Genomic DNA, 17,060 nt, shown 5'->3' with positions numbered 1-17,060 from the left:
GGTTCAATGACGGTGTTCGCGGGTGACCCCGGCGTCGTAATGGCTGACCACCTGCTGCCAGCCGGCGGCGATCAGGGCGGCCTGGCCAAGGTCGTCCGGGGTCACGGCGGCGCTGTCGCGGCGCAGCCAGACATCGGCCTGGCCGGTGCTGTCGGCCGGCAGGATCAGCAGCAGGCTGCCGGCCACTTCCGGGGCCTGGCTGCGGCCAAGGTAGGCCCCGGTCTCCAGCCACGACCATTGGTGGCTGCCGCGGCCCTGGCTGCCGGCATCGACCACGAACGGCGGCAGGCCTTCCTCGGCAAGTGCCTGTACGCTGGGCGCAGCGGTGTTCTCTTCACGCAGCAGCTGGATTTCGTCGAAGGCCACCCGCAAGTCGGTGTACAGGCCTTGCTCGGCGGCGGTCAGGTCGCGACGGGCGTCTATCTGGTGGCTGGCGATGGCCTGTTCATCCTCGCGTTCGCCGCGCAGCAGCACCACGCCGGTGGCGAGTACCACGATCAGCAGGCTGACCAGCAGCACGTACAGGGTTTCGTGCCCGGCGCCGGCCGGGCGAATCACTTGGGCGCGGCTCATGGCTGGGCTATATCGGCGTAGTCGACTTCCACCACGTGCCCGGGGCCGGCATCGAACAGCACGTAGAACTCGCCGTCCGGGCGCTTGAAGGTCAGGGTCGAGTCATCACCGAGCTTGCCGCCGACCAGCACCTGTTCGTCGTAGCCGATCACATCCAGGGTAACTCCGGGGGCGCCGCTGCCGTCTGAGAAGCCGCCGGTGCACTTGACCTGGCCGCCAGCCAGCTCTTCACACTCGCACATCGGGTTGTGCGCCAGGGCCGGGCAGGCGGCCAGCACCAGCAAGGGCAGGGCGAGGGTGCGTATCAGGTGTTTCATTTCTTGCCTCCTTGTTTCTCGAGCCAGGCCACGGTGGCTGGCGATGCCTTGGCCAGGGGGACCGACGCCTGGTGCATGCTGCCGTCCCAGCCTTCCAGGGTGATCCAGATCTGCGCGTCGGGCTTGGTGCGTGGCGGGATCGGCAACGAGGTGCCCATGTTGTACGGCGCACCGAAGAAAATCGTGCCGGCGGCGCGCAGGCTGCGCGGTTTGCCGATGCGCAGGTAGGCCGCCTTGACGCCGTTGACGCAGGCCTTGCACAGCGATGCATTGAAGACCTTGAAGTGGCCGGCCGGGCCATCGGCGCGGGGCGCCTCGTCACGCATCTCGGCCAGGTCCAGGGTATAGGGGCCGACCTGGATGTCGTGGATCACATTGGCGCCGAGCCCCGCTTCGCCGCGAAACAGCTTGGCCTCGGCGAAGTACTTGGGCATGAAGCCCAGCGGGATGAGAATCAGCAGGATGTTCAAGTGAAAACGCCACTTCAGCCACAGTTGCTTCAGCGGGCTGACGGTCACGGCTTGGGCCTGGCTCATGGGCGGATCTCCACGGTGGGTTCATGGCGCGCCATGCGCGGTGCGCGCTCGCTGCGCTTGAGGGCGGCGGCGGTGGCCTGGGCGGTGCGTTTGGTCCAGATCAGCAAACCGCTGAACACCATCAGGGTGAGGACCAGGCCGAAGAAGAACCACACCAGCTTGATCGGCAGGCCGCCGAAATCGCCGGTGTGCAGCGGGCGCATCGACTCGGTGACGAACTCCAGGGCGGAGCGGTCGCTGATCAGGAACTGACTGTCGACATTACGCGTGTACGGGTTCACCGAGGCGCTCTGGAACATCAGCGGGTACCAGCCTGGTCCGGCCAGGGTGATGTGGCTGTAGGCGGTAGCCGGCAGCGAGATGAAGCTGATCTCCAGCCCCGGGACCGCCAGGCCGGCGATGCGTGCCGCTTCATCCAGGTCGATGCGCGCTGCCGGGCTGCCATTCGGGGTTTGCGGCACGTCCTCACGGGCGATCACCGGCACGATGGGCCGGCTGGAAATGGTGATGTGGTTGTCGGCCAGGATTGCCTGGATCAGGAACCAGGTGCCGGTGATGGAAATGACCGCAATGAACCAGATCGACCAGACCCCGGCCAGGCGGTGCAGGTCGCCCCAGAAAATTCGCGAACCATGGCCGGTGCGCACCGGCTTGAAGAAGCCCTTCCAGAACTTCTTGTACACCACCAGGCCGGTGACCAGTGAAGCCAGCATGGGCAGGCCGAGCAGCGACACCAGGTACCAGCCCCAGCTGAAACCGCTGGTGAACGGCACCAGCCACCAGCCGTGCAAGGCGCGGGTAAAGGCTTCGAAGTTGAAGTCCGGGGTCTTGCCCTGGATGGCACCGGTGTAGGGGTTTACATACAGTGTCGGGCTGGTGCCGTCAGGCAGAGTGACATTGGCTTTGACCGCGAAGTGCGAACCGTCGGGCTGGATCAGCCGCTCCACCACCATGTCCGGCTCGGCCTTGTGCATGGCGTCCAGTACCTGCTGGAAGCTCAGGCGCTCGGCGTCGGCGTCGGGCTTGTTGGCGCGCACGGCGGGGTCGGCCAGCCAGACGATTTCCTGGCTGACCACCGCGAGCATGCCGGTGAAGCAGACGATCAGGACAAAGAACCAGATCGGCAAGGCGAGCCAGCTGTGGACCAGGAACCACAGCCTGGATTTGGATTTTTTCGGTGATTTGGCCATCTGACGGTCTTCTGCAATGGGGAGTCGAGCGTGTGCCCAGCCAAAGAGGGGCTGTATTGATAAGGACGAATGAGAATCGAAAACCTGCCGTTTTAAATGCAAGCAAATGTTTCAGGCAAAGAAGCCTGAAAGCTGGCGCGACCCTGTAGGAGCGGCCTTGTGTCGCGAAAGGGCTGCGCAGCAGCCCCAGGGTTTCAGCGCAGACGCACAAATTGCCGGGGCTGCTTTGCAGCCCTTTCGCGACACAAGGCCGCTCCTACAGGACCTGTGCATGCCTTGAGGGCAGGGGATCAGGCGCGGGTCAGGGCCACTGCCGGTTGCGGCTTGCCGTGCAGCTGCGCCAGGTCCTGGTACAGCGCGCGGCCAATTTCCGCAGCGCGCGCCGGCAGCACCGAGAGCAGGGTGTCACTCAGGCCGTGGCTGTTTTCGCAGAATCCCTGCAGGTACACCGAGGCCTGCAGGTCGGGGCTGGCCAGCACGCGGTAGTTGCGGTCGACGCTGAAATCTTCCAGGTAGCCGGCCAGGGGCGCCAGCAGGTCACGGTGCGAGCGGCGCTCGTAACCGGTGGCGAGTATCACCGCGTCGTAGCGGTGGGTCTGCTGCTGGCCGGTGGCGAGGTCGCGCAGTGTCAGCTCCAGGCCTTCGCGGGTGGCCACCACGGCTTCGACCTGGCGCCGGCACAGCACGTTGTGGCGGTACTGGTGGGCGACCTTCTGCCGGTAAAGGATGCCGTAGATGCGTTCGATCAGGTTGAGGTCGACCACCGAATAGTTGGTGTTGTGGTATTCGCCCAGCAGCTTGCTGCGCTGGTCGGCCGGTTCGTTGTAGACCAGGTCGGTGTAGTCCGGCGAGAAGATCTCGTTGACGAACGGGCTGTCATCGGCAGGCTTGAGCGCCGAGCCACGCAGGATCATGTCGACCTTGACCGACGGGTAGCTGTCGTTGAGGTCGATGAACGCCTCGGCGGCGCTCTGGCCCGAACCGATCACGGCAATGCGCATCGGCTTGCCGGCGGTGCATGGCAGCTTGTTCAGGCTGCTCAGGTACTGGGAGTGGTGGAATACCCGCGGGTCGTCCTTGAAGGCACCGAACTTTTCCGGGATTTTCGGCGTACCGCCGCTGCCGACCACCACCGAACGGGTGCGGCGGCTGTATTCGCGGCCTTGGGCGTCGCGCGAGACCAGGCGCAGGTGCTCGACCCGGCCCGCCTGCACGTCCGGCTCGATGCGCAGCACTTCCTCCCCATAAACCGCCTGGGTGGCGAAGTGCTCGGCGGCCCAGCGCAGGTAGTCGTTGTACTCGAGGCGGCACGGGTAGAAGGTGCCGAGGTTGATGAAGTCGGCCAGGCGCTGCTTCTGGTGCAGGTAGTTGACGAAGCTGTAGGGGCTGGTGGGGTTGCGCAGCGACACCAAGTCCTTGAGGAACGAGATCTGCAGCTCGCTCTGAGTGGCCAGGGTTTCGCCGTGCCAGCGATAGTCCTGCTGCTTGTCGATGAACAGCGCGTCGAGGGCATGGCCTTGGGACTCGGCGAGTTCCTCCAGGGCGATGGCCAGGGCCAGGTTGGAAGGGCCGAAGCCCACGCCGATCAGATCTTTGATGGTTTCCTGCTGTGAGGGCTGGCTCATGGCTGCGATTCCCTGAATGGTCGAATTTGGACGCCCGCCGGGGCTCCGGCTCCTGCGCAAGTACATGTGTTGGAACGAGCCAGTCGGGGGGGAATTTAAGCGGACTAAAGAACTGTGAGGGGTGGCCGATAGGGGATACGACAAGGAGCCAACTCGAGGCAAGGAACCGAGATGAGCGGGATAACAGCAAGCAATTTGATAATCAACGGCGTTTCGGCCCAGACGCTGAGTGCGAACGCAACTGCCGATCGCGAGCAGGCGAAACAGGCTGGTGAGGCACTGGGGCCCTTGAGCATCAGTAGCGACAGCATGAAGGTTGGCGGGGCTGGCCAGGCGCAATCCACGGACAGTGAAGGCAGTGGGGAGTCACAGGCCGTGTCCGAGCTGCGTCAGTTGATCAAGGATTTGCAGAAGCAGCTGGCCGAGGAGCAGAAGCAGCTTGCTGCATTGATGGACAGCAAAATGGACGAGGCTGCCAAGGCGGCTGCGGTGGGAGCCAAGCAGGCGAGCATTGCCACTATCAACGGGCAGATCATGGCGGCCACGGCGCAGTTACTGGAGTTGTTGCAGCAAGAGGGTGGCAGCAGCGCGGGCGGAATGGTCAGCGCCACGGCCTGACGAACTTGGGGCTGCTGTGCAGCCCTATCGCGGCAAGCCGGCTCCCACATGGACCGCGCAGGGCAGTTGCTCTCGCAGGCCTGGTGCTGTCACTGTGGGAGCTGGCTTGCCGGCGATAGGGCCGGTGCAGGCCCCATCATTCCGGCTCCGGTCATTCGGCCGCCAGGCGCCCCTTGTTCTGCCGCTCTGCCTTGTACTGCATGGCCACCGCCGGCGCCGGCTTGGCAGCACCGGTTTCCAGCCACTGACGCATGCGGCTGGCATCGGCGAAGTGGGTGTACTTGCCAAAGGCGTCGAGGATCACCATGGCCACCGGGCGGTTGTCCATGCGGGTCAGCAGCACCAGGCAGTGCCCGGCTTCATTGGTGAAGCCGGTCTTGGTCAGCTTGATGTCCCAGTTGCTCTTGTTCACCAGGTGGTCGGTGTTGCGGAAGCCCAGGGTGTAGTTGGGCTTGCGGAAGGCCACGGTCTTCTCGCGGGTGGTCGACAGCTCGCTCAGCATCGGGTACTTGCGCGACGCCATCAGCAGCTTGGCCAGGTCACGGGCCGTGGACACGTTCTGCGTCGACAGGCCGGTCGGCTCGACGTAGCGGGTGTGCGCCATGCCCAGGCTGCGGGCCTTGGCGTTCATCGCCTTGATGAACGCCGGGTAGCCGCCAGGGTAATGGTTGGCCAGGGTGTTGGCCGCACGGTTTTCCGATGACATCAGGGTGATCAGCAAGGTTTCGCGGCGGTCGAGCTGGCTGCCTAGGCGCACACGCGAATACACGCCTTTCATTTCCGGGTTGTTGGCAATGGTCATGGTGAGCATCTCATCCATGGGCTGCTTGGCATCCAGCACTACCATCGCCGTCATCAGTTTGGTCACCGAGGCAATCGGCACCACGCGGTCGGCGTGGCTCGAATACAGCTCCTGGTTGGTGTTCAGGTCGATCAGCAGGGCGCTGCCCGAGGCGAGATGCAGCTTGGATGGGTCACGTTGAACCTGGGCCGGGGGTTGTGCAGCAGCGGTCGACGGAAGGGTCGCAGTACCTGTGAGCAACAGCAGCAGGCTGAGGATGGACAGGGATGTTTTCACGTTGAGGCTCACTAAAAGTTGGTATGTCGTTGGCTGTGCAAGGGTTTTCCCCCAAAAAACCGCTGCATTCTGGAGTATGGCTGATTTGCTGTCGAATGCCTTATGACTAAAGGGCGCAACGTGAACGAAATTTAATCCTGTACCAATTCTGTACCCATCATCACTCTGCCGAAGACAGCAGAACAACCTCGAAGGTCGTCCCGTCCTCCTCAGTCGACTCCACCTCAATTCTGCCACCGTGGTTCGCCACGATCTCCGATGCGATGAACAGGCCAAGGCCGAGCCCCGCTGCTGAGCCACGCTCTCCGGATGAGTAGCTCGAGTATCTCCCTTCCGGCTTGAAGATCTAGGGCATCACCTCGGGTGGAATAGGTTCTCCGGAATTCTGGACGCTGACCCGTGGAACACCATCCACCTTGGCCAGCGTGACCTTGATCGGGGCCGTTGCATCGCTATGGCGCAGGGCATTGCCTATCAGGTTGGAGAAAACCTGAGAGATGCGGTCAGGGTCGAATTGGCCCGTGATGTGCGCCTGCTCATCCAGGATGATGCGCGCGTGCGGGAACGCCGTGCGCAGTTCGTCAATGACAGCCTTGCAGATTGGATTCAAATCCATTTTCCGCAAATCCACTGGAATGCCAGTCCCCAGATTGCAGCGGGCCAGATCCAGCAGATCGTTGATCATGACATTTGCCCGATGTGCACTGGCACAAACCTGGGTCGCAAGTAACTTTCCCTTTTCATCCAGACCGGCCTGCCGCTGGATCAGCCCGCCAGCCATGAGTATCGCGCCCAAGGGCGAACGCAAATCATGACCGAGCACGGCTAGCACCATTTTCCGGGTCGCCTCGACTGCCGTTCCGTAGGCAGCGATCGACTCTGCGAGCGCCTGGTCAATCGCTTCATTGAACCGGATCATGTCCTGAACATGATGCGCGTCTGCGAACGACTCCTGGGTAAGCCAGAGTGACAGAACGCTTGCGCGCAATGCCCGGTATTCGGACACCATCTGGTCCATCGAGAACCCAGCTATCAAGCGAGCAACAGCGTGGGTCTGCGCTGCGGTTTCGCTTGAACTCCTGGGGCCTCTGCCTTGTGCCTTCTCGGACTGTTGTTGCCTGCTCTGAGGCGTTCTCATGTCTTTGGCCACGGTGCGGAGCATCTTTTCGGCATGATCGCGCAAGCCGGAGGAGTCCTGCTTCGGCAGCTCTGTTTCAACCGAGCGGGCGTAGTTTTCCCAAGCCTGGAGAATGGGTTCCATACTGCTATCAATGAAATCGAACAGTCTCATGGGGCCTAACCCTGTCTGGAAAAAAGAGACCCGAACAGCTTAGTTCATCCGGGAATCAGGAAGTTTGGGCGACAGCCATTCGAGCTGATCGCTAAATGCAGGGCGATCCCGATGCAACCTGTGCCGGGATGCAGGGGCATCGGGATGTCTCGCCGGGTGCCTGGGTTCAGGCATGGATCAGCGAGAGGTCGCTGATGATGCAGATCGAGCCGTCATCGGCGGGCGTCGTGTCGGAGTAGTCCACCTGGTTGTACACCCCGCCGTGGAACTCGAACAGCCGCGAAGCCCAGGTACTGTCGAACTGGAGATCGCCGGACGAACCCGTCACCCCGTTGTACTTGGCGGTAACGGTGACCACGCCTGCCGACGTGGCGTGGATGCTCACCTCGAACTTCGACCCCAGCGGTACCCCCTTGAGCACCGTCGAATTCACAGGATCCGCCTGGTTGTAGGTCCGTCGAAACCCCAGGGTGATGTCGCCCTTTTTCCAGAACACCTTCACGGGCGGGCTGTCGTCCCCGTAGACGTGCATCTGCGCGATAACCACCTTCTGCGCCCAGTTGACCTTGGTCAGTGTCATTTCCTGGCGATTCCAGTGATCCAAGGCGCCGCCCAGGCTCCAGTATTCCGGCTCCGACCACTCGCAGCGGGTCCTGCGGGTGCTTTTGCTCGAAGCGCCTTTGGTGGGGGCAGACAACTGGACCGAACCATCGCTGAGCACTGTCACGTAGTTCGGGTACAGGGCAATCGCTTCGCTGCCGGTGAGTTCGACCGCTACGGTGCTGATCGACGATTCGGCTACCGGAACGGCGATGGTGAGGTTGCTGATATCTACGCTCATGGGGGGAACTCCTGAATGGAAATGTCGGTTGGTGCCGCAGCAGCACGGTGGCGGCTGCTGGAGTGGAATTTAGCTCTGCGCTAAATCATCGTCAATAGCTTATGGCTAAAATTATTTCGCCGGGCGACAAATTACCTGTTGGCGAAAATTTTCCGCAGCGGGGCTTTACGCTTGATTTGGCGGTGAGATAAGCTTTCCTTGAATACTGTACGAATATACAGCCGTCAGGATATGAGTATGTCTAAGCACATGAAGTCGACGCCCCATCAGCGCCAGGAAATAACCGGAATGGAGCGTCTGAGCTTGCGGGTATCAGCGATGATCAACCACCCGCTCGCGCAGACGCAGCGCTGGGTGACGGTGCATCGCCTGGATACCGACGGTGATGCCGAGTGGGAGGAGGTGATGGGCCTGCTGGCCGAGACGCCCGAGTTGGAACTGACCTTCAACGACGACGAGAGCGTGACGGTGCGCTGGGAGCGCAGCAGCGTGGAGGAGCGCGACGACTTTATCGTCGAGCAGGACAGCGAGCAGCAGGCCGAGGAGGCGGCACCTTTCTGAAGGTCAGAAAGAGCCTGCGGGGTAGCGTAATGCTGTTCACTCAAGTCTGATGTGGCATCGATGGGGCTGCCTTGCAGCCCTTCGCGGGCAAGCCCGCTCCCATAGAACCGCGCATAACTCATTAAATTAGCAGGGGCTCTGTGGGAGCGGCTTTAGCCGCGAACACCGGCGAAGCCGGTGCCATGCACCGCGTTGGATTCTTCGCGGCTAAAGCCGCTCCCACAGGGTACGCGTACCGCTTGGCTGTGGGAGCGGGCTTGCCTGCGAAGGGACAGCATTACGCCGGGGTGGTGGGCTTCGCCTTACACAAGGTGTGCATTCCACACCAGCAGCACCCTGGCCTGGATGTAGGTCTCTTCCCGGCGAATCATGCGGTCCTTGTGCCGCGAGTTGTCGGAAATCATCTCGAAATGCTCTTCGTCGGCAATCTGCAATCGCTTGATATAGATGTGGTCGCCCCAGGAGAAGAAGTAGATTCCGTCACCGACGAACTCGCGAATGCTGACGTCCACGATCAGCGGGTCGCGGTGCTTGATGGTCGGCTCCATCGACTGGCCCCAACCGGTCACCATCTTCAGGTGGTGGTGCTCGCTGAACTCCACGCCCAGCTCGCGCAGGTGGCTTGGGCTGACGCGAACATCCTTGAACATCTCGGGGTAGTCGTGGGGGATCTGCCCGCCACCCATGGCTGCGCGGACGTCGTAGTGGGCAATCCACACTTCGTCGCCCACCAGGCCTGGCCGAGCAGGTTCAGCGGCCACCAGTGTCGAATCTGCCGGCTCCTCGGCGGCGGCCAGCAGCCTTTGCCGGGTTTCTTCGGGGATGCCTCTGCCGCTTCTGGCAAGCATCTGCTTGACCAGGTCGGCTGCGGAAAGCTTGCTGTCACCCGCCTCGGCCGGCGACTGCGTCTGGTCGCCCACTGCCATCGCGTCGAACCACCCCCGCGGCAAGCCTTCGATGCCCTCGATTCGGCGGGCCACGTCATCGCCCAGGTTTTTCGCTGTCTTGTCCGAAAGGATCTGGCTCAGGTGCGCGGGCGCCATCCCCCAGCGCTCCGCGCAGGATCCCTTTCTCTGGCTGCCGATCAGCTTGACCAGGTTGTGCTTGCGAATTTCGTAGATGTCCATGGAGCGAAGCATGCCAGTGTTTAGCTTGCTGCTAAATATGCTTATAGCTAAATTTTCCTTGTCATGAAATTAGCTGTAGGCTAAATTTATCATGCAAGCAAGGAAAGCCACCGAGAAGCTGTTCTCCAGGCTTACGACATCACCATTCGTTATGAGGTTTTCATGGATCCGACTGACCTCGGCCCAGGCACCATCACCTGGCTGGGCGGAACAGGCACCGTGTTGCTGGGCGCATTCCTCTGGCTGCGCAAGTGGCTGTCCAGGGATGCGGCTGACCGTGCCATGGACAACGCTGATATTGGCGTGGTCCGGCGCCTGAACGAGTTGCTCGATATCGAGCGTGATGCCCGAAGGGAAGCGCAGGCCAGGGCCGATCAGTTTGCCAAGGAACGCAATGAACTGGTGATCACTGTAGGGCGCCTGGAAGGCAAGATCGAAGCGCTGACCAGTCGAGGTGGCCATCCACCCCGGCAGGTCACCGTCCAGGGCGAGGGCGTCGCCCGCCTGCGCGGGAAGCAGGGTGAGTGAGGCGGCCCGCAAGACAAATTCTGTTCACGCCCATGCGTATGGGCTTCTTCTACATGGAGACAACATGGCTCGATTGGATTCTGCCGCTGTCGGCGGTGCGAACGTGCTCGCGTTCCTGGACATGCTGGCCTGGTCCGAAGGTACCTCGACCATCGCTGCCAGCGACGATGGCTACAACGTCCTGGTCGGCGGCCAATTGTTCAATGACTACAGCGGGCACCCGAAGCAGAAGGTGTGGTTGCCCAGCTACGGCATCCACAGTTCTGCGGCTGGGCGGTACCAGATTCTGGCCGGTACCTGGGATGCCATCGTGAGCACCTATGGCTTCAACGGCCGCTTTACCCCTGAGGCCCAGGACCTCGCGGCAATCAAGTTGCTGAGCGAACGCGGTGCCTTGGCACTGATCAAGGCTGGCCGTATTGCCCAGGCGATCGCCAAGGCCGCGCCTATCTGGGCCAGCTTGCCTGGCGCGGGCTACGGTCAGCGTGAGCACCAGTTGGCCGCGTTGTTGGCAATGTTCATTGCCTGCGGCGGGGAGGTGCAGGCGTAACGCCCAGGCAAAAAAAGACCCGCCAGGTAGGCGGGCCAGAAGGGCGTAGGGAGCAACGCACAACAAATACGGGTCAGGCGACCATGGTGCCTGGTTGCAACTGTTCGACCAGGGCCTGGGCCGAGGCGCGGGTCGGCATCGGGCCGCTTACGGCTTCGCCGTTGCGCACCAGGTACCAGCATGCGAGCAGGCCCTGCTCACGCAGCGAAGCGGGGACGGCACTGCCAACAACGGACATGATCTGGATAGTGGCCATGTGGACCTCCTGTAAAACATGGCCCTACCTTACGCAGCAGCCGGGGCGGTTTGAAATTAACTTCCTCGATAGTGGTCATTGGTTCTATCAACATTTACCAGCGCGGCGGGCCGTAATACACCGGTGGCGGACCGTAGTAGGTGCGGTAGCCCGGAGGCGGTGGTGCTGGCACGTAGTACGGCTGGTAGTACACCGGCGGTGGCGGTGGTTGCATGTACACCGGGGGCGGCCCGTAGTAGACCGGTTGGCGCTCGACGTACACGGTACGGTCACGCCCGCCATAAACCGTCGCCCCGACCACGGCGCCAACCACGGCCGCACCCAGCAGCGGGCCGGGGCCATACCAACCGCCATGGCCATGGCCGCCGTGGGCGACAGCGGGCGCGCTGATGGTCAGGGCACCGACCAGCAGGGCGATTCCGGGAATGTGACGGTTCATGAAGAAACCCTCGCAAGGACACCCCAAGTGTGGGGTCCTATTACTATGACTCCACTCTTCGTCAGCTGAGCACGGGGGAACGGTAAAGGTTGTGTAAGGGACGACCAGCGGTTACCTCTGTTACGCTGAACAAACGATTCAGTTATGACAAAGGAGCAGGTTATGTCGGCAACTCCAAGCAGAGACACCGTGCTGTGCATCTCCCTGGCCGGCCGCCCCGGCACCTTCGGTGTACGGTTCCACAACCACCTTTACCAGCAGCTGGGCCTGGACTTCTACTACAAGGCCATGCGCACCGATGACCTGCCGGCGGCGGTGGCGGGCATTCGCGCTTTGGGTATCCGCGGTTGCGGGGTATCGATGCCGTACAAGGAGGCCTGCATGGCCCTGGTCGACGAGATCGACCCATCGGCTGCGGCCATCGAGTCGGTCAATACCCTGGTCAATACCAATGGCCACCTGAAGGCCTACAACACCGATTACCTGGCCGTGCGTCAGTTGCTGGCGCAGCACCAGGTCGACCCGTCCACGGCGTTTGCCCTGCGCGGCAGTGGCGGCATGGCCAAGGCGGTAGCCAGTGCCTTGCGCGATGCCGGGTTCGCCGAAGGCATCATCGTTGCGCGCAACGAGCAGGCGGGGCGGCAGCTGGCGGATGTGTGTGGTTATCGCTGGGTGGCGGAGCTGGGCGACCTGTGCCCACCCATGCTGGTGAACGTGACGCCGATCGGCATGGCGGGCGGGCCCGAGGCCGAGGAGCTGGCGTTTTCCGAGAATGCCATCGCCGCGGCGGCGCGGGTGTTCGATGTTGTGGCGATGCCGGAGAGCACTCCGTTGATCCGACGAGCGCGGGCGTTGGATAAGCCGGTGATCACCGGGCTGGAGGTGATTGCGCTGCAGGCGCTGGAGCAGTTCGTGCTTTACACCGGGGTGCGACCCACCCTGGCGCAGGTGGAGGCGGCGGTGGCGTACGCCCGGGATATCTGATTATTCCTGTGCCGGCCCTTTCGCGGGTAAACCCGCTCCCACAGGGATAGCGCACGCATGTAGCAACGGCGCTACCCCTGTGGGAGCGGGTTTACCCGCGAAGAGGCCGGCACAAGCATTGACAAGGTCAGAACACCTTGTGCCCTTCATCCAACTGCTGGTCGACCAGCGCCCGGCCATGGGCCAGCGACACATGCTGTGCGTTCTCGAGGTCGGAGAAGAACTTCATCGGCATCGACATGCGCCTGCTGGTGTGCCCGTCGGGGTCGGTAATCAGGCACCCGGCGGCGTAGGGCAGGGGGGAATCGGGGTGGGGCATCACGCTGGCGGTGATGGTGTGCTTGCGATATTCACAGTGAAGAGATTGCATCGTCCTTACCTCGCTGTGGCATGTGAAGCAGTTACCTTCATATACCACAGCAAAGGGCCGGGAGTTCCCGGCCCGACGAGCGAGCAGCGATGAGTGCTCAGCCTTTGAGCTCGGTCGGCTGGATGACTTCGACCCAGTAACCGTCCGGGTCCTTGACGAAGGCCAGGTGGTTCATGCGCCCGTCCTGCAGGCGTTTCTGGAACGGTACACCCAGTGCCTCGAAGCGTGCGCAGGCTTCGCGTACGTCCGGTACCGAGACGCAGATGTGGCCAAAGCCGCGCGGGTCGGTGTTGCCGTTGTGGTAGGCGAACTCGGCATCGTTTTCGGTGCCGTGGTTGTGGGTCAGTTCCAGCACGCCCGGAATAGACTTCATCCACTGGTGGCGTTCGTTGTCATCGGCCGGGATCTGCGCCGGGTCGACCAAGGCCAGGAAGTACAGGCTGAAGGCAGCTTCGGGGAAGTCGCGCTTGTCTACCAGGCGGAAACCCAGCACGCGGGTGTAGAAGTCCAGGGACTTTTCGATGTCCTTTACCCGCAGCATGGTGTGGTTGAAGACGAACTGGGCGGTGGCGGCGTCCGGTTGGGCGGTGACGCCAGGCAGGGTTTGCAGATCGTGCAGGCTCATGGGAACTCCTGAGACGGGGCCGGGCGCAGGGCACCGGCAAAACAGACAGGCTGACCATGATACGGCAGTGTGCCGATTGCGCAAATGAAAGCGCCCTGCACAAGGCAGGGCGCTGGAATTAGAGGCCCGCATGTGCGGGCGCGTGATGGGGTCGCTAGTCCTTTAGCTGTCTCGATACTGAGCCAGCCCTTGTGAAAAAAGTGTGAAGTGCGTGTGGACGTTTCATCAGCGTACCCAGCTTTCTACCGTGGCGGCGCCGTATTGTTCTTTCCAGGCCTTGAGCCCACGGTGGTTGCCGCCTTTGGTCTCGATTCGCTCGCCGGTATGCGGGTTGGTGTAAACCTTCACCACGCGCGCGCGGCGCTGTTGCTTGGGTGCTGCACTGGAAACCCGGGCCACTGCCTTCGGGTCGAGGATGGCGATGATATCGCGCAGGCTCTTGTCGTAGCTTTTCATCAGGCCGACTAGTTTCTGCTCGAATTCGATTTCGCGTTTGAGGCCGGCATCCTTTTTCAACGCTTCCAGTTGCGCCATCTGTTCCTGGAGCGCTTTTTCGGCAGCACGAAACTCTGCAAGTCTGGACACTGTAATCACTCCTGTACGTCGGTCGTGGCAGGGCGTGACGAACATTGAAGAAGAATAAAAACGCCGGCCACGCGGGTGGGTTCCGCTGTTCGCTGATATCGAGTGTAGTCATTCATGGGTACTGGGTAAACTGCAAACTTTTTGTAAGTAAGCAGGGAACTTTCCTAGTTTTGCGTGCGGTATTGTCCGGTTTTTCCGCGGTTGTCTTGTGGCGCGCTTAGACCATGGTCCAATGGCCCGTGCCAGAGGCTTCGCGCGATCATTTCAGATGATGGCCGGCTATTGTTCGGCCCCCTCGCAGTACCGTGGCCAACACGTGCCACAGGTTGTTTACTCGCCTTGATTCCGGATGTTTTCTCCCATGTTTGCCCCTTTCCCCCTCGCCCCCGGGCGTCGTGTTGCCGGCTTGTTCCTGTTGTGTGCCGGCGTCAATGCCCAGGCCGCCGGTTTTCTTGAAGACAGCAGTGCAAAGGTCGAAGCACGCAATGTCTATTTCAACCGGGATTTTCGTGACGGCCACAGCAGTTCCAGCCAGGGTGCGTCCAAACGCGAAGAATGGGCACAAGGTTTCATCCTCAATGTGCAGTCGGGTTACACGCAGGGGCCGGTAGGTTTTGGCGTGGATGCGCTGGGCATGTTCGGCTTCAAACTTGACTCCAGCCCGGCGGACAGTAACAGCGGCCTGTTGCCGTCTTCCGGTCACGACCCGCGCCACTCGGCCGACCAGTACGCGAAGATGGGCCTGGCGGCCAAGGTCAAGGTTTCCAGTACCGTGCTCAAGTACGGTTCGATGATGCCGGATGTACCGTTGCTCAAGTACAACGATGGCCGCCTGCTGCCGACCATGTTCCATGGCGCCATGCTCACTTCCGAAGAAGTGCGCGACCTGAAGTTCACCCTGGCCCGCCTGGACAAGTACACCGCACGGGATTCCACCGACCGCCAGGACATTCGCGTGCATTGCAAGAACAAGCGCTATGCCTGCGGTATCGAGGCTGATCACTTCGACCTGGCTGGTGTCGATTACCGTTTCAACGAACGCTTCAGCGCCCAGTACCAGGTGGCCAAGCTGGAGAACATCTACCGCCAGCACTTCCTCGGCCTGGTGGCCAGCCAGCCATTGGCGGTGGGCAGCCTGTCGGCAGACCTGCGCTTGATCAAGAGTGATGACATCGGCAATGCCCGCGCCGGCGAAATCGACCATCGCGCGTTCAGCGGCATGCTCGGCTACAGCCTGGGTGGCCACAAGCTCAGTGCCGGTTGGCAGCGCATGTATGGCGACAGTGCCATGCCATACCTGGATGGCACCAACCCTTACCTGGTCAACTATGCCCAGGTCAACGACTTCGCCGCGGCCCAGGAGCGTTCCTGGCAGGTGCGTTATGACTATGACTTCAAGGCCCTGGGCGTGCCTGGCCTGACCTTCTTCACCCGTTACATCAACGGTGACAATATCAAGGTGCCGGGCAGTACGGCCGAAGGCAAAGAGTGGGAACGCGACACCGAGTTCAAGTACCAGGTGCAAGGTGGCACGTTCAAGGACGTAAGCGTGCGTCTGCGTAATTCAACTTACCGCAGCAATTATGAAAAATGGGCGCGTGACATGGACGAGACACGGGTCATCGTCAGCTACAACTTCTCCATCTTCTGACGGGGCGCTTTGCCAAATACCGGCAGCCACCTGACAATGGCTGCTGGTTTCCGCAAAGGGCAGGGCAATGAAAGACCTGTTGTTGATCGGCATCGGCCCCGGTGACCCGCGCCAGGTCACCTACGAGGCGGTCGATGCACTGCGCCAGGCCAGTGTGTTCTTCGTGCTCGACAAAGGCGGCGACAAGGACGAACTGCTGCGCCTGCGCAAGGCCATCCTCCAACGCTACCGGCCCGAGGGCGGCTACCGCCTGGTGCAGGTGGCCGACCCTGCACGCGATGGCCAGGCCGATGACTACCTGGGCGCGGTGCAGGACTGGCACCGGCAGCGTGCGGCGCTGTATGCCCAATTGATCGAACAGGAGATAGGCATTGGGGAAACCGGCGCCTTCCTGCTGTGGGGCGAGCCGACGCTGTACGACAGCACCCTGCGCATCCTTGGCCTGGTCCGCGAGCGTGGTGTGGCGCTGCGCCTGCAGGTCATTCCGGGCATCAGCAGCGTGCAGGCGTTGGCAGCGCGCCATCAGGTGCCGCTCAACCGCATCGGTGAGCCGTTGACCGTATTGCCAGGGCGGCGCCTGGCCGGGCAGGGGCAGATCGACAATGTGCTGGTGATGCTCGACGGGCAGTGCGCGTTTGCCCGGCTCGATGATCCGGCGTTGATGATTTACTGGGGCGCGTACCTGGGGACTGCGGATGAGGTGCTGATTGCCGGGCCGTTGCAAACGGTGAAGGCACAGATACTGGAGGTGCGTGAGCGGGAGCGGGCGCGCAAGGGGTGGATCATGGATAGCTACCTGTTGCGCAGGGAACTGTAGTCAGCTACAGCCTGTGCCGGCCTCTTCGCGGGCTAGCCCGCTGCCACAGGTATTCCACTGCACTCAAACTTGTGCTGACCCTGTGGGAGCGGGCAAGCCCGCGAACCAGGCGGCACCGATTTCAAGGGTTACCCAGAATGGCCTGTACCTTGTCGCGCAACTGGTCGATGCTGAACGGCTTGCCGATCAGGTGCATGCCCTCCGGTACATTGACGTTCTCGGCATAGCCACTGGCGAACAGCACCGGCAACAGCGGCCGCAGCTCGCGCGCCTTGCCGGCCAGCTCTTCGCCACCCATGTCTGGCAACCCCACGTCGGTCAGCATCAGCGCCAACTCCTGGCCCGGGTCCTCGATAATGCGCAGCGCCGCGCCGGCATTGTCCGCCTCGATGACCCTGTAGCCCAGTTCGTCGAGCACTTCGACCATCAGCATGCGTACGATGTCGTCGTCTTCGACTACCAGAAGGTGCATGGTTCGGATCCTGTGCTAATGAATGT

At 62.0% G+C, this 17,060-nt stretch carries 21 protein-coding genes and 1 pseudogene; 7 read left to right on the top strand and 15 right to left on the bottom strand.

Going from position 1 to position 17,060, the window contains the following annotated elements; genetic code table 11:
* Positions 1-3 precede the first annotated feature (3 nt).
* The 5 genes from NY023_RS17010 to NY023_RS16990 form a co-directional block, all read right to left on the bottom strand.
* Positions 4-573 carry a DUF6162 family protein gene (locus NY023_RS17010; RefSeq protein ID WP_003260375.1) on the bottom strand — a complete coding sequence of 190 codons (570 nt, stop codon included), beginning with the start codon at positions 571-573 and terminating at the stop codon, positions 4-6.
* A complete protein-coding gene (locus tag NY023_RS17005; RefSeq protein WP_013973133.1) occupies positions 570-890 on the bottom strand; it encodes a hypothetical protein in 321 nt (106 codons plus the stop codon). The genes NY023_RS17010 and NY023_RS17005 overlap by 4 nt, the downstream gene beginning before the upstream one ends.
* A complete protein-coding gene (locus NY023_RS17000; protein ID WP_013973132.1) occupies positions 887-1,426 on the bottom strand; it encodes a hypothetical protein in 540 nt (179 codons plus the stop codon). The genes NY023_RS17005 and NY023_RS17000 overlap by 4 nt, the downstream gene beginning before the upstream one ends.
* Positions 1,423-2,616 carry a PepSY-associated TM helix domain-containing protein gene (locus NY023_RS16995; RefSeq protein WP_013973131.1) on the bottom strand — a complete coding sequence of 398 codons (1,194 nt, stop codon included), beginning with the start codon at positions 2,614-2,616 and terminating at the stop codon, positions 1,423-1,425. The genes NY023_RS17000 and NY023_RS16995 overlap by 4 nt, the downstream gene beginning before the upstream one ends.
* A 290-nt stretch (positions 2,617-2,906) precedes the next feature.
* Complete coding sequence (locus NY023_RS16990) at positions 2,907-4,241, bottom strand: lysine N(6)-hydroxylase/L-ornithine N(5)-oxygenase family protein (RefSeq protein ID WP_013973130.1); 1,335 nt, start codon at positions 4,239-4,241, stop codon at positions 2,907-2,909.
* A gap of 171 nt (positions 4,242-4,412) precedes the next feature.
* Between NY023_RS16990 and NY023_RS16985 the strand changes: the two genes are divergently transcribed.
* A complete protein-coding gene (locus NY023_RS16985; RefSeq protein WP_013973129.1) occupies positions 4,413-4,859 on the top strand; it encodes a hypothetical protein in 447 nt (148 codons plus the stop codon).
* Positions 4,860-5,010: 151 nt separating this feature from the next.
* On the opposite strand, the gene pbpG is transcribed toward NY023_RS16985, so the two are convergent.
* The 3 genes and pseudogenes from pbpG to NY023_RS16970 all read right to left on the bottom strand — a co-directional run bounded on the left by pbpG (position 5,011) and on the right by NY023_RS16970 (position 8,069).
* Positions 5,011-5,937 carry a D-alanyl-D-alanine endopeptidase gene (gene pbpG, locus NY023_RS16980; protein ID WP_023662495.1) on the bottom strand — a complete coding sequence of 309 codons (927 nt, stop codon included), beginning with the start codon at positions 5,935-5,937 and terminating at the stop codon, positions 5,011-5,013.
* A 160-nt stretch (positions 5,938-6,097) separates the two neighbouring features.
* A pseudogene (locus tag NY023_RS16975) lies at positions 6,098-7,228 on the bottom strand (sensor histidine kinase).
* Positions 7,229-7,394: 166 nt separating this feature from the next.
* Entirely contained in the window at positions 7,395-8,069 is a 675-nt protein-coding gene (locus tag NY023_RS16970) for a polysaccharide lyase family 7 protein (RefSeq protein ID WP_013973126.1), read from the bottom strand.
* A gap of 237 nt (positions 8,070-8,306) precedes the next feature.
* Between NY023_RS16970 and NY023_RS16965 the strand changes: the two genes are divergently transcribed.
* Positions 8,307-8,630: a DUF1654 domain-containing protein gene (locus NY023_RS16965; protein ID WP_023662493.1), complete on the top strand. Its 324-nt coding sequence runs from the start codon at positions 8,307-8,309 to the stop codon at positions 8,628-8,630.
* A 302-nt stretch (positions 8,631-8,932) separates the two neighbouring features.
* On the opposite strand, the gene NY023_RS16960 is transcribed toward NY023_RS16965, so the two are convergent.
* Positions 8,933-9,757 (bottom strand): helix-turn-helix transcriptional regulator, encoded by an 825-nt coding sequence (locus tag NY023_RS16960; protein WP_013973124.1) that lies wholly within the window; start codon positions 9,755-9,757, stop codon positions 8,933-8,935.
* A gap of 162 nt (positions 9,758-9,919) precedes the next feature.
* Here NY023_RS16960 and NY023_RS16955 point away from each other — a divergent pair, with 162 nt between their 5' ends.
* A complete protein-coding gene (locus NY023_RS16955) occupies positions 9,920-10,285 on the top strand; it encodes a hypothetical protein (protein ID WP_013973123.1) in 366 nt (121 codons plus the stop codon).
* A 64-nt stretch (positions 10,286-10,349) separates the two neighbouring features.
* Positions 10,350-10,835, top strand: coding sequence for a glycoside hydrolase family protein (locus tag NY023_RS16950; protein ID WP_023662614.1), 486 nt, complete (start codon positions 10,350-10,352; stop codon positions 10,833-10,835).
* Positions 10,836-10,908: 73 nt separating this feature from the next.
* Here NY023_RS16950 and NY023_RS16945 read toward each other — a convergent pair whose 3' ends face one another.
* Positions 10,909-11,091 carry a hypothetical protein gene (locus tag NY023_RS16945; RefSeq protein ID WP_003259487.1) on the bottom strand — a complete coding sequence of 61 codons (183 nt, stop codon included), beginning with the start codon at positions 11,089-11,091 and terminating at the stop codon, positions 10,909-10,911.
* A gap of 94 nt (positions 11,092-11,185) precedes the next feature.
* The gene (locus tag NY023_RS16940) at positions 11,186-11,530 is read right to left on the bottom strand and encodes a hypothetical protein (protein WP_013973121.1); all 345 of its coding nucleotides are present in this window, start codon (positions 11,528-11,530) and stop codon (positions 11,186-11,188) included.
* Between the two features lie 162 nt (positions 11,531-11,692).
* On the opposite strand from NY023_RS16940, the gene NY023_RS16935 reads away from it, so the two are divergent.
* A complete protein-coding gene (locus NY023_RS16935) occupies positions 11,693-12,514 on the top strand; it encodes a shikimate 5-dehydrogenase (protein WP_024087341.1) in 822 nt (273 codons plus the stop codon).
* A gap of 127 nt (positions 12,515-12,641) precedes the next feature.
* Here NY023_RS16935 and NY023_RS16930 read toward each other — a convergent pair whose 3' ends face one another.
* The 3 genes from NY023_RS16930 to NY023_RS16920 form a co-directional block, all read right to left on the bottom strand.
* Positions 12,642-12,884 carry a hypothetical protein gene (locus NY023_RS16930; protein WP_013973119.1) on the bottom strand — a complete coding sequence of 81 codons (243 nt, stop codon included), beginning with the start codon at positions 12,882-12,884 and terminating at the stop codon, positions 12,642-12,644.
* Positions 12,885-12,981: 97 nt separating this feature from the next.
* Positions 12,982-13,509: a lactoylglutathione lyase gene (gene gloA, locus NY023_RS16925; RefSeq protein ID WP_013973118.1), complete on the bottom strand. Its 528-nt coding sequence runs from the start codon at positions 13,507-13,509 to the stop codon at positions 12,982-12,984.
* Positions 13,510-13,734: 225 nt separating this feature from the next.
* On the bottom strand, positions 13,735-14,094 hold the full coding sequence (locus NY023_RS16920) for a histone-like nucleoid-structuring protein, MvaT/MvaU family (protein WP_015270810.1): 360 nt from the start codon (positions 14,092-14,094) through the stop codon (positions 13,735-13,737).
* A gap of 361 nt (positions 14,095-14,455) precedes the next feature.
* Between NY023_RS16920 and NY023_RS16915 the strand changes: the two genes are divergently transcribed.
* On the top strand, positions 14,456-15,745 hold the full coding sequence (locus tag NY023_RS16915; protein ID WP_024087340.1) for an OprD family porin: 1,290 nt from the start codon (positions 14,456-14,458) through the stop codon (positions 15,743-15,745).
* Between the two features lie 67 nt (positions 15,746-15,812).
* Positions 15,813-16,562: a precorrin-6A synthase (deacetylating) gene (gene cobF / locus NY023_RS16910; protein WP_013973115.1), complete on the top strand. Its 750-nt coding sequence runs from the start codon at positions 15,813-15,815 to the stop codon at positions 16,560-16,562.
* A gap of 121 nt (positions 16,563-16,683) precedes the next feature.
* Here cobF and NY023_RS16905 read toward each other — a convergent pair whose 3' ends face one another.
* Positions 16,684-17,034, bottom strand: a complete 351-nt coding sequence (locus tag NY023_RS16905) for a response regulator (RefSeq protein ID WP_013973114.1) — start codon at positions 17,032-17,034, stop codon at positions 16,684-16,686.
* Between the last annotated feature and the right edge of the window lie 26 nt (positions 17,035-17,060).

The organism is Pseudomonas sp. NBB (assembly GCF_032701105.1).
Taxonomy (GTDB): domain Bacteria; phylum Pseudomonadota; class Gammaproteobacteria; order Pseudomonadales; family Pseudomonadaceae; genus Aquipseudomonas; species Aquipseudomonas asiatica.
Note: the sequence above shows the minus strand (reverse complement) of the source record. Positions and strands in the feature narration are given on the sequence as shown.

Bases quoted from the DNA above. Each gene is read 5' to 3' on its own strand.
- NY023_RS16985 (WP_013973129.1), top strand. From the start codon at position 4,413: ATGAGCGGGATAACAGCAAGCAATTTGATAATCAACGGCGTTTCGGCC.
- NY023_RS16930 (WP_013973119.1), bottom strand. From the start codon at position 12,884: ATGCAATCTCTTCACTGTGAATATCGCAAGCACACCATCACCGCCAGC.
- cobF (WP_013973115.1), top strand. From the start codon at position 15,813: ATGAAAGACCTGTTGTTGATCGGCATCGGCCCCGGTGACCCGCGCCAG.
- NY023_RS16955 (WP_013973123.1), top strand. From the start codon at position 9,920: ATGGATCCGACTGACCTCGGCCCAGGCACCATCACCTGGCTGGGCGGA.
- NY023_RS16990 (WP_013973130.1), bottom strand. From the start codon at position 4,241: ATGAGCCAGCCCTCACAGCAGGAAACCATCAAAGATCTGATCGGCGTG.
- NY023_RS16960 (WP_013973124.1), bottom strand. From the start codon at position 9,757: ATGGACATCTACGAAATTCGCAAGCACAACCTGGTCAAGCTGATCGGC.
- NY023_RS16940 (WP_013973121.1), bottom strand. From the start codon at position 11,530: ATGAACCGTCACATTCCCGGAATCGCCCTGCTGGTCGGTGCCCTGACC.
- NY023_RS16965 (WP_023662493.1), top strand. From the start codon at position 8,307: ATGTCTAAGCACATGAAGTCGACGCCCCATCAGCGCCAGGAAATAACC.
- NY023_RS16935 (WP_024087341.1), top strand. From the start codon at position 11,693: ATGTCGGCAACTCCAAGCAGAGACACCGTGCTGTGCATCTCCCTGGCC.
- NY023_RS17005 (WP_013973133.1), bottom strand. From the start codon at position 890: ATGAAACACCTGATACGCACCCTCGCCCTGCCCTTGCTGGTGCTGGCC.
- NY023_RS16905 (WP_013973114.1), bottom strand. From the start codon at position 17,034: ATGCACCTTCTGGTAGTCGAAGACGACGACATCGTACGCATGCTGATG.
- NY023_RS16945 (WP_003259487.1), bottom strand. From the start codon at position 11,091: ATGGCCACTATCCAGATCATGTCCGTTGTTGGCAGTGCCGTCCCCGCT.
- NY023_RS16995 (WP_013973131.1), bottom strand. From the start codon at position 2,616: ATGGCCAAATCACCGAAAAAATCCAAATCCAGGCTGTGGTTCCTGGTC.
- NY023_RS17000 (WP_013973132.1), bottom strand. From the start codon at position 1,426: ATGAGCCAGGCCCAAGCCGTGACCGTCAGCCCGCTGAAGCAACTGTGG.
- NY023_RS16915 (WP_024087340.1), top strand. From the start codon at position 14,456: ATGTTTGCCCCTTTCCCCCTCGCCCCCGGGCGTCGTGTTGCCGGCTTG.
- NY023_RS16970 (WP_013973126.1), bottom strand. From the start codon at position 8,069: ATGAGCGTAGATATCAGCAACCTCACCATCGCCGTTCCGGTAGCCGAA.
- NY023_RS16950 (WP_023662614.1), top strand. From the start codon at position 10,350: ATGGCTCGATTGGATTCTGCCGCTGTCGGCGGTGCGAACGTGCTCGCG.
- NY023_RS17010 (WP_003260375.1), bottom strand. From the start codon at position 573: ATGAGCCGCGCCCAAGTGATTCGCCCGGCCGGCGCCGGGCACGAAACC.
- gloA (WP_013973118.1), bottom strand. From the start codon at position 13,509: ATGAGCCTGCACGATCTGCAAACCCTGCCTGGCGTCACCGCCCAACCG.